At 73.7% G+C, this 10,574-nt stretch carries 7 protein-coding genes; 3 read left to right on the top strand and 4 right to left on the bottom strand.

Features of this window, described 5'->3' with window-relative positions; genetic code table 11:
• Positions 1-114 precede the first annotated feature (114 nt).
• The 4 genes from ACWEO5_RS20980 to ACWEO5_RS20965 form a co-directional block, all read right to left on the bottom strand.
• Positions 115-1,185, bottom strand: coding sequence for an NAD(P)/FAD-dependent oxidoreductase (locus tag ACWEO5_RS20980; protein ID WP_452163817.1), 1,071 nt, complete (start codon positions 1,183-1,185; stop codon positions 115-117).
• Between the two features lie 81 nt (positions 1,186-1,266).
• Complete coding sequence (sigJ, locus tag ACWEO5_RS20975; protein ID WP_452163816.1) at positions 1,267-2,214, bottom strand: RNA polymerase sigma factor SigJ; 948 nt, start codon at positions 2,212-2,214, stop codon at positions 1,267-1,269.
• Positions 2,215-2,364: 150 nt separating this feature from the next.
• Positions 2,365-4,476 carry an ABC transporter ATP-binding protein gene (locus ACWEO5_RS20970; protein ID WP_452163815.1) on the bottom strand — a complete coding sequence of 704 codons (2,112 nt, stop codon included), beginning with the start codon at positions 4,474-4,476 and terminating at the stop codon, positions 2,365-2,367.
• Entirely contained in the window at positions 4,473-6,206 is a 1,734-nt protein-coding gene (locus tag ACWEO5_RS20965) for an ABC transporter ATP-binding protein (protein WP_452163814.1), read from the bottom strand. Before ACWEO5_RS20965 ends, ACWEO5_RS20970 begins: the two co-directional genes overlap by 4 nt.
• Positions 6,207-6,455: 249 nt before the next feature.
• Between ACWEO5_RS20965 and ACWEO5_RS20960 the strand changes: the two genes are divergently transcribed.
• The 3 genes from ACWEO5_RS20960 to ACWEO5_RS20950 all read left to right on the top strand — a co-directional run bounded on the left by ACWEO5_RS20960 (position 6,456) and on the right by ACWEO5_RS20950 (position 10,432).
• Positions 6,456-8,357 carry an AMP-dependent synthetase/ligase gene (locus tag ACWEO5_RS20960; RefSeq protein ID WP_452163813.1) on the top strand — a complete coding sequence of 634 codons (1,902 nt, stop codon included), beginning with the start codon at positions 6,456-6,458 and terminating at the stop codon, positions 8,355-8,357.
• 71 nt (positions 8,358-8,428) lie between these two features.
• On the top strand, positions 8,429-9,658 hold the full coding sequence (hemW, locus tag ACWEO5_RS20955) for a radical SAM family heme chaperone HemW (RefSeq protein ID WP_452163812.1): 1,230 nt from the start codon (positions 8,429-8,431) through the stop codon (positions 9,656-9,658).
• Between the two features lie 138 nt (positions 9,659-9,796).
• Positions 9,797-10,432 carry an RNA polymerase sigma factor gene (locus ACWEO5_RS20950; protein WP_452163811.1) on the top strand — a complete coding sequence of 212 codons (636 nt, stop codon included), beginning with the start codon at positions 9,797-9,799 and terminating at the stop codon, positions 10,430-10,432.
• Positions 10,433-10,574 lie beyond the last annotated feature (142 nt).

Here is a 10,574-nt window from a genome sequence, read left to right as displayed (position 1 = left end):
CGGTGGCGGCGCCCCTGTTTTACACCATACCCCCCGGGGCCTGCTCGTGGGGGGGGGGGGGGCCCCCCCCCGGGGTGGGGCACCCCCCCCCACCGCCGTTCCAGCGCAGCGACATCAGCGCAGCGACAGCGGCAGGCCCTTGACGATGCCCGCCTTGACCAGCCGCCCGGCCGCGCCGGTCAGCACCCGGGGCCGCATCGAGTCGTCGCCGTGGATCAGCTGCACCAGCGCCTCGCCGCGCCCCAGGCTCAGGCACTGGATGGCGTACCGGAACGCGAACGGCTTGCCGGTGCGGCCGGTGAGCAGCTTGGCCAGGTAGCGGCCCTGCGGCATCGCGGTGGCGCAGGCCATCCGCAGTTCGCCGATGCCGGGCACCTCGACGGCGGCGGCGTCGCCGACCACGTACACCTCGGGGTGCGAGCGCGAGCGCAGGCGGTCGTCGACCAGGGCGCGGCCGCGCGCGTCGACGGCCAGGCCGGAGTCGGCGGCCAGCGGGTGCGGCTCCATCGAGGCGGCCCACACCACCACCTCCGCCGGGACCTCCCCGTCCTCGCAGGTCAGCCCGGCCGCGCTGACGGCGGTGACCCGGCGGTGCTCGTCGACGCGCACCCCGAGGCGGCCGAGCACCGCCAGGACGTGCGCCCGGCCGCGCTCCGACAGCCAGCCGCCGACCGGGCCGGAGGCGACCAGCCGGACCTGCCGGGCCGGGTACGCCTCGGCCAGCTCGGTGGCCAGTTCGATGCCGGTCGCCCCGCCGCCGACCACGGCCAGCGTCCCCGCCCCGGGGGCCCCGGCCAGCCGTCGGCGCAACTCCTCGGCGCGCTCCGCCGAGTACGCGTGCTCGGCGGCGCCCGGCACGCCGCCCCAGGCGGTGCGGCTGCCGAGCGCGTACACCAGGGTGTCGTACCCGATCCGCTCGCCGTCCTCGGTGCGCACCTCGCGGGCGGCCAGGTCGAGTTCGACGGCCCGGGTGGCCCGGTGGACGACCCGGCGCCCGCGCAGCACGTGGGCGATCTCGGGGCGGGCGACCCGGCGGCCGGCGGCGATCTCGTGCTGCCGGACGCGGTGGCCGAAGCGCTGCTCGGGGGCGATCAGGGTGACCCGGTCCGGCCCGCGGCCGATTCCGGCGGCGGCGGACAGCCCCGCGTAGCCCGCGCCGATCACCACGATGTGCTTGCCGGTCATCCCGTCCTCCTCCGTGAGGCCGCCGGTGGCGGTTCTGGAAGGGGGACGGGGCGGCCCGCCGGAGTGTGACCGTGATCCGGGTCACAGCTCCCGGAGGTGGCCGAGCTTCTCCGGGTTCACCATCACGTACGCGGCGGTGATCAGGCCGTTCTCGACGGTGAAGGCCATCACGCCGCCGACCGTGCCGGGCGCCGCGTACCAGACCGCGCCCGGTTCGCCGTTGACCACCGCGGGCAGCAGCGGGTGCTCGGCGTCGATCCAGCGGGTGGTGAGCTTGCGCAGCAGCCGGGAGACGTGGAGCGCGCCGAACACCGGGCGGCGCACCGCGTTGACGATGCCGCCGCCGTCGGCGTGCCAGGCCACCTCGGGGTCGAGCAGCGACAGCAGCGCGGCCAGGTCGCCGCCGGTGGCCGCGGAGGTGAACGCCGCCACCACCCGGTGGTGCTCGGCCGGGTCGACCGCGCTGCGCCGGCCGCCGTCCCGGATCCGGCGCCGGGCCCGCGAGGCGAGTTGCCGGGTGGCCTCGGGGGAGCGGTCCAGGGCGGGGGCGATCTCGTCGAAGCCGACCGCGAACACGTCGTGCAGCACGAACGCGGCCCGCTCGGCCGGGGTCAGCTGCTCCATCACCGCCAGCATCGCCACCGACACCTGCTCGCCGAGTTCGGCCAGCTCGGCCGGTTCGGCGGGGACGGCGGCGCCGGCGGCGGTCAGCACCGGCTCCGGCAGCCACTCGCCGACGTACGCCTCCCGGCGGGCCCGGGCCGAGCCCAACTGGTCGTAGCAGAGCCGGGTGACCACCGTGGTCAGGTACGCGCGCGGGTCGGCGACGTCCGCGCGGTCGGCGGACTGCCAGCGCAGCCAGGCGTCCTGCAGCACGTCCTCGGCGTCGGCGACCGAACCGAGCAGGCGGTAGGCGACCGCGCCCAGGTAGCGGCGCTCGGCCTGGAAGGCGGCGGCCGCGACGGCCGCGGTGTCGGCGGGGGTGGTCGCGGCGGGGTCGGCGGCGTCGGCGGCGTTCTGATCGGGCACCCGGCCACCGTAGCGCGGCGAACGGCGGCCGCGGCAGCCGGTGCTGACCCCGGGTCAGGAACGATCCGGGGGAGGCCCGCCGCAGCGAACCTCCCCCGGTGCGTCAGCCCGGCCCGGCCCGGTCGACCGGCCCGCCGGCCCGGCGCGGCGTCAGTCGACCTCGGCCACGGCCTGGGCGAACTGGGCCTGGTAGAGGCGGGCGTAGGCGCCGCCGGCGGCGATCAGTTCGTCGTGGCCGCCCTGTTCGACGATCGAGCCGTTCTCCATGACCAGGATGACGTCGGCGTCCCGGATGGTGGAGAGGCGGTGGGCGATCACGAAGCTGGTGCGGCCGGTGCGCAGTTCGGCCATCGCGCGCTGGATCAGCACCTCGGTGCGGGTGTCGACGGAGCTGGTGGCCTCGTCGAGGACCAGGATCGAGGGCTGGGCGAGGAAGGCCCGGGCGATGGTGATCAGCTGTTTCTCGCCGGCGCTGACGCCGGTGCCCTCGTCGTCCAGGACGGTGTCGTAGCCCTCGGGCAGGGTCCGCACGAAGCGGTCGACGTGGGCGGCCCTCGCGGCGGCGACGACCTGCTCGCGGGTGGCGGACTCGGCGCCGTACGCGATGTTCTCGGCGATGGTGCCGCCGAACAGCCAGGTGTCCTGGAGGACCATGCCGATGCCGGAGCGCAGGTCCTCGCGGGACATCGCGGCGATGTCCACGCCGTCCAGGGTGATCCGGCCGCCGCTGACCTCGTAGAAGCGCATCAGCAGGTTGACCATGGTGGTCTTGCCGGCGCCGGTCGGGCCGACGATGGCCACGGTGTGGCCGGGGTCGACCTTCAGGGACAGGCCGTCGATGAGGGGCTTGTCGGGGTCGTAGCGGAAGGAGACGTCCTCGAAGGCGACCCGGCCGCGGACCTCGGCGGGGCGCTCGGGGTGCTGGGGCTCGGGGGACTGCTCCTCGGCGTCCAGCAGTTCGAAGACCCGCTCGGCGGAGGCCACGCCGGACTGCACCAGGTTGGCCATCGAGGCGACCTGGCTGAGCGGCTGGCTGAACTGCCGGGAGTACTGGATGAACGCCTGCACGTCGCCGATCGACAGCGCGCCGGAGGCGACCCGCAGACCGCCGACCACCGCCACCAGCACGTAGTTGATGTTGCCGACCAGCATCATCGCGGGCTGGATGATGCCCGAGATGAACTGCGCCCGGTAGGACGCCTCGTAGAGCGCCTGGTTCTCCTGCTCGAAGAGCTCCGCGGCCTCCTTCTGGCGGCCGAAGACCTTCACCAGGCTGTGCCCGGTGAACATCTCCTCGATGTGCGCGTTCAGCTTGCCGGTGGAGCCCCACTGCTTGATGAACTGCGGCTGGGCGCGCTTGCCGACCTTGGTGGCGACCACCACCGAGACCGGCACCGAGACCAGCGCGATCACGGCCAGCAGCGGCGAGATCCAGAACATCATCGCCAGCACGCCGACGATGGTGAGCAGCGAGTTCACCACCTGGCCCATGGTCTGCTGCATGGACTGGTTGATGTTGTCGATGTCGTTGGTGACCCGGCTGAGCACCTCGCCGCGCGACTGCCGGTCGAAGTAGCTGAGCGGCAGCCGGGCCAGCTTCGCCTCGACCTCCTCGCGCAGCCGGAACACCGTCCGGTTGATCGCCAGCGCGGCCAGCCGGCCCTGCACCACGCCGAACAGGATCGCGGCCAGGTAGATGCCGAGCACCCAGAGCAGGACGGTGCCGATGGCGCCGAAGTCCATGCCCTGGCCGGGCGTGAAGTCGATGGTTGAGAGCAGGTCGGCCGTGGTGCCCTGGCCGCTGGCGCGCATCCCGTCCAGGACGGCCTGCTTGCTGGGGGCGCCGGCGAACCGCGGCCCGGTGGCCCCGGCCACGATCAGGTCGGTGGCCTTGCCGAGCACCCGGGGGCCGACCACCTGGCAGCCGATGGCGAGCACGCCGAGGCCGAGCACGGTGAACAGCAGCTTGCGCTCGGGGCCGAGCAGGGCGAACAGGCGCTTCGCGGAGCCGCCGAAGTCCTTGGACTTCTCGGCGCCCTGCGCGCCCATGAACCGGCCCGGGCCGCCCCCGCCGCGCCGCGCGGCGGCCTCCTGCGAACCGGACGCGGCCGGGGCGGCGGGCGCCTCGGTCCGCGCGGGCGGCCCGGAAGCACCGGAGGCTCCGGAAGCACCGGAAGCCCCGCCGTCCCCGGCCTTGGACAGGTCGGGTCCCTCGGCCCTGCCCGGGCCGCCGGGGGTCTCGGGGGTCTCGGGGCTGGTCACGCCGCCTCCTGCTCGGTGAGCTGGGAGAGCACGATCTCCCGGTACGTCGGGTTGTCGGCCATCAGTTCCCGGTGGGTGCCGGTGCCGACGACGGCGCCCTCGTCGAGGACGACGATCCGGTCCGCGTCGCGGATGGTGGAGACCCGCTGGGCGACGATCACCACGGTGGCGTCGCCGGTCTCCTGGGCGAGCGCGGCGCGCAGCCGGGCGTCGGTGGCGTAGTCGAGGGCCGAGAAGGAGTCGTCGAACAGGTAGATCTCCGGCTTGCGGACCAGCGCGCGGGCGATCGCCAGGCGCTGGCGCTGGCCGCCGGAGACGTTGGTGCCGCCCTGGGCGATCGGGGCGTCCAGGCCCTCGGGGAACTTCTGCACGAAGTCCTTGGCCTGGGCGGTCTCCAGCGCCTGCCAGAGCTCCTCGTCGGTGGCTTCGGGCTTGCCGTAGCGCAGGTTGGAGGCGACGGTGCCGGAGAACAGGTAGGGCTTCTGCGGGACCAGGCCGATGATCTCGGCGAGCTTGACCGGGTCGAGCTCGCGCACGTCCACGCCGTCGATCAGCACCTCGCCGCCGGTGGCGTCGAACAGCCGGGGGACCAGCCCGAGCAGAGTGGTCTTGCCGGAGCCGGTGGAGCCGATGACGGCGGTGGTCTGCCCGGGCCGGGCGGTCAGGTCGATGCCGCGCAGCACCGGGGCCTCGGCGCCGGGGTAGCGGAAGTCGACGCCGCGCAGCTCCAGGCTGCCGCGGGCGCGCAGTTCGGTGACCGGGTGCAGCGGCGCCACGACGCTGGACTCGGTGTCCAGCACCTCCTGGACGCGCTCGGCGCAGACCTCGGCGCGCGGCACCATCATGAACATGAAGGTGGCCATCATGACGCTCATCAGGATCTGCATCAGGTAGGAGAGGAACGCGGTGAGCGCGCCGATCTGCATGCCGCCGCTCTCGATGCGGTGCGCGCCGAACCAGAAGACGGCGACGCTGGAGACGTTCACCACGCCCATCACGATCGGGAACATCAGCGACATCAGCCGGCCGACCCGCAGCGAGTAGTCGGCGAGTTCGCCGTTGGCGCCGGTGAACCGGGCCTTCTCGTGGTCGTCCTTGACGAAGGCGCGGATGACCCGGATGCCGGTGATCTGCTCGCGCATGATCCGGTTGACCGCGTCGATCCGGGTCTGCATGCCGCGGAACTGCGGCCGCATCCTGCCGACCAGCACGGTGACCACCACGCCCAGCACGGGGACCACGGCCAGCAGCAGGCCGGACAGCGGCACGTCCTGGTTGAGCGCCATGATGACGCCGCCGACGCACATGATCGGCGCGGTGACCATCAGGGTGAAGGTCATCAGGGCCAGCATCTGGACCTGCTGGACGTCGTTGGTGGTGCGGGTGATCAGCGAGGGCGCGCCGAACTGGTTGAGCTCGCGGGACGAGAAGTCCTGCACCCGGGAGAACACCGCGCCGCGGATGTCCCGGCCGATGGCCATGGCGGTGCGCGCGCCGTAGTGGACCGCGCCGATCGAGCAGACGGCCTGGGCGAGCGACACGCCGACCATCACGCCGCCGACGCGCAGGATGTAGCCGGTGTCGCCCTTGAGCACGCCGCTGTCGATGATGTCCGCGTTCAGCGTCGGCAGGTAGAGCATGCCGATGGTGGACACCAGCTGCAGCAGCACCAGCAGGCCGATGTCCCGGGAGTAGGGGGCCAGATGGGCCCGTAGGAGTCTGAAAAGCACCGTGACACTCTCGTCTGCGATGGGGATGCGCGCATCCCGATTTCGGGTACCTGTGGGAAAGCTTCACGTCCGGGCCGCTGCTGCACTGCCGACCTGGGGGTGTGCCGCCTGGCGTCACCCCCTTACGGATCGGCTCCCCACCCCCTAGGCTGCTGCTGCCCTTTTGTTACTCACCGGTTAAGTCGGTGTCCGGCCGCCCCGCGGTCGACGTCCGCCCAGTCTCGGTCCAACCGTCCCCGGAGGTCCTCGTTGAGTTCAGCGAAGTCTGTGATCGAGCGGCGCCCGCCCTCCGTGGCGCACCTGTTGCTCAGCAGGGTAAAGGCCACCCCGAACGGCGAGGCGTACCGGTACCCGGTTCCGGTGGACGAGCAGGCCGCGGACAGCGCGCCGGGCGCCGAGCAGTGGCGCTCGCTGACCTGGGCGCAGGCGTACCGGCGGATCTCCGCGGTGGCGGCCGGGCTGATGGCGCTGGGCGTCCGGGCCGAGGACCGGGTCGCGATCGCCTCCGCCACCCGGATCGAGTGGATCCTCGCCGACCTGGGCAACATGTGCGCCGGCGCGGCCACCACCACCGTCTACCCGAGCACCAACTCCGACGAGACCGCGTTCATCCTGGCCAACTCCGGCAGCCGCGCGCTGTTCGCCGAGAACGAGGGCCAGCTGCGCAAGGCCGCCGAGCAGAAGGACGCGCTGCCCGCGCTGGAGTGGGTGGTCCTGTTCGACGCCCCGGAGGGGGAGGTCCCGCGGGCCGACGGTCTGACCGTGCTGACCCTGGCCGAGCTGGAGGAGCGCGGCGCCGCGTACCTGGCCGAGCACCCCGACGCGGTCGAGGAGGCGATCGGCGCGCTCGACAAGGAGCAGCTCGCCACCCTGATCTACACCTCCGGCACCACCGGCCGCCCCAAGGGCGTGCGCCTGGTGCACGACTGCTGGGCGTACGAGGCCCTGGCGCAGGAGGCGAGCGGGCTGGTGCGGGCGGACGACGTGCAGTTCATGTGGCTGCCGCTGTCGCACGTGTTCGGCAAGACGCTGATCTCCGGGCAGATCGTCACCGGCCACGTGATGGCGGTGGACGGCCGGGTGGACCGGATCATCCACAACCTGCCGGTGATCCGGCCGACCCTGATGGCCTCCGCGCCGCGGATCTTCGAGAAGGTCTACAACGGCATCGCGGGCCGGGCCCGGGCCGAGGGCGGCGCCAAGTACAAGATCTTCATGTGGGCGGCCAGGACCGCCCGCGAGTACGCGCGGACCGTCCAGGCCGCGCAGGTCGCCACCGGCCGGGAGAGCGCCCCGCTGGGCCTGCGGCTGCGGCACTCGCTGGCCGACCGGCTGGTGTACGCCAAGATCCGGGCCGCGTTCGGCGGCCGGCTGCGCGGCGCGGTGTCCGGCAGCGCGGCGCTGGCCCCGGAGATCGGCTACTTCTTCAAGGGCGCGGGCGTCCCGGTGCTGGAGGGCTACGGCCTGACCGAGACCTCGGCCGGCTCCACGGTCAACCGGGCCGAGGACTTCCGGGTCGGCACCGTCGGCCCGCCGCTGCCCGGCACCGAGGTCAGGATCGGCGAGGACGGCGAGATCCTGCTGCGCGGCCCCGGCGTCATGCGCGGCTACCACGAGATGCCCGAGCAGACCGCCGAGGTGCTGGAGCCGGACGGCTGGTTCCACACCGGCGACATCGGCGAGCTCGCCGAGGGCGGCTACCTGCGGATCACCGACCGCAAGAAGGACATGTTCAAGACCTCCGGCGGCAAGTACGTCGCCCCCAGCGAGGTGGAGGGCAAGTTCAAGGCGATCTGCCCGTTCGTCAGCAACGTCCTGGTGATCGGCAACGGCCGCAACTACTGCACCGCGCTGATCGGCCTGGACGAGACGGTGATCATGCCGTGGGCCGCCGAGAACGGCCTGGCCGGCAAGCCGTACGCCGAGGTGGTCGCCGACCCGGCCACCGTCGAGCTGATCGACGGCTTCGTGAAGCGCCTCAACGGCGACCTCCAGCGCTGGCAGACGATCAAGAAGTTCGCGCTGCTCCCGCGCGACCTGGACATCGAGCACGGCGAGCTCACCCCGAGCCTGAAGATCAAGCGCCCGGTGGTCGAGCGGACCTACGCCGACGAGGTCAGCGCGATGTACGCGGGCACCAACGAGGCCTGAACCGCCCGCCCGTCCGGTGCGGCCGTCGGACCCCTTTCGGGTTTCGCCGGCCGCTACCGGACAATGGGCGCATGCCCTCCGCACTCCCCGACGGCGAACCCGTGCCGTCCGACGGCTCGCTGCCCGCCCACGCCCTGCACGGACTCGGCGCGCGGCCGTTCGGCTTCTACCTGCACGTGCCGTACTGCGCCAGCCGCTGCGGCTACTGCGACTTCAACACCTACACCGCCACCGAACTGCGCTCCTCCGGGGCGGTCGCCTCGCAGGAGACGTACGCGGACAACGTGATCGCCGAGATCAGGCTCGCCCGGCGCGTCCTCGGCGACACCGACCTGCCGGTCGAGACGGTCTTCCTCGGCGGCGGCACCCCCACCCTGCTGCCCGCCCGCGACCTGGTGCGGATGCTGGCCGCGCTGCGCGAGGAGTTCGGGCTCGCCCCGGGCGCCGAGGTCACCACCGAGGCCAACCCGGAGTCCGTCGACCCGGCGTACCTGGCCGAACTGCGCGAGGGCGGCTACAACCGGATCTCCTTCGGCATGCAGAGCGCCCGCCCGCACGTGCTCGCCCTGCTCGACCGCCACCACACCCCCGGCCGCCCCGAGGCCTGCGTCGCCGAGGCCCGCGCGGCCGGCTTCGAGCACGTCAACCTCGACCTGATCTACGGCACCCCCGGCGAGAGCGACCGGGACTGGCAGGCCTCGCTGGACGCCGCGATCGGCGCCGGACCGGACCACGTCTCCGCCTACTCGCTGATCGTCGAGGACGGCACCCGGCTGGCCGCCCGGGTCAAGCGCGGCGAACTCCCGATGATCGACGACGACGTGCACGCCGACCGCTACCTGATGGCCGAGACCGCGCTCGCCGCCGCCGGCTACCACTGGTACGAGGTCTCCAACTGGGCCACCACCCCGGAGGGCCGCTGCCGCCACAACGAGCTCTACTGGACCGGCGCGGACTGGTGGGGCGCCGGCCCCGGCGCGCACAGCCACGTCGGCGGCGTCCGCTGGTGGAACGCCAAGCACCCCGCCGCGTACGCGCAGGCCCTCGCCGAGGGCCGCACCCCCGCGCTCGGCCGCGAGGTGCTGGCCGACGAGGACCGCCGGGTCGAACGCATCCTGCTGGAACTGCGCCTGGCCGGGGGCTGCCCGCTCGACCTGCTCACCGCTGACGGCCGCGCCGCCGCCGACCGGGCGCTCGCCGACGGCCTGCTGGAGGCCGCCCCGTACGCGGCCGGCCGGGCCGCGCTGACCCTGCGCGGGCGGCTGCTGGCGGACGGGGTGGTCCGCGACCTGGTCGACTGACGGCGGCGGCGGGCAAGGTACGGGGGGCGGGCACGGGGGCGGGCCGGGCGGTGCGGGGCGGGGTGAAACGGTCCGGCGCGCTGCGGCCAAGTACTCGGTGAAGGAACCGCACGGGTTCCCCGACCGAGGAAGGGACGCATGCGCATACCCCAGCGACAACGGCGCGCCGCGAGTCCCGAGGACCGCCCGCCGGAACTGGCCGCACCGGACGGCTTCGGCGCGTTCTACCACCAGCACGTCGACGCGGTGCTCGGCTTCGTCACCCGCCGGGTCAGCGACCCGCACCTGGCCGCCGACCTGACCGCCGACATCTTCGTCGCCGCCCTGGAGGCCGCCGACGGCTACCGGCCCGAGCGCGGCAGCGCGATCGGCTGGCTGTACGGCATCGCCCGCAACACCATCGCCGGCCACCGCCGGGGCGACGACCGCGAACGCCGCGCGCTCGGCCGGCTGCAGGGCCGCCGACTGCTCGCCGAGGAGGACATCCTCGCCCTGGAGGAGCGGATCGACGCCGAGCGCGCCGTCCGCGACCTCGCGCAGCGGCACGCCGGGCTCAGCGCCCCGCTGCGCGAGGTGCTCGACCTGGTCGTCATGGACGGCCTGAGCACCGCCGAGGCCGCCCAGGCCCTCGGCATCTCCCAGGCCACCGTCCGGGTGCGGATGCACCGCGCCCGCCGCCGGCTCGGCGCCGGGCCCGAGACCGCCGGCCCGGCCCCGGAACCGCCGCTCCACCGCACCACCAGGACCGAACCCATGCTTGAGGTGACCTCGTGACCAGCGCCGACCGCACCCCGTCCACCGCCGCCTTCGAGCGCAGGCTCGGTGAGGAACTGATCGCCATGGCCGCCGAACGCGCCGCCGGGAGCACCGCCCCCGCCCCGCGCCGCGCCCCCGCGCGCCGCCGCCCGCTGCTGGC

The organism is Kitasatospora sp. NPDC004272 (assembly GCF_053603035.1).
Note: the sequence above shows the minus strand (reverse complement) of the source record. Positions and strands in the feature narration are given on the sequence as shown.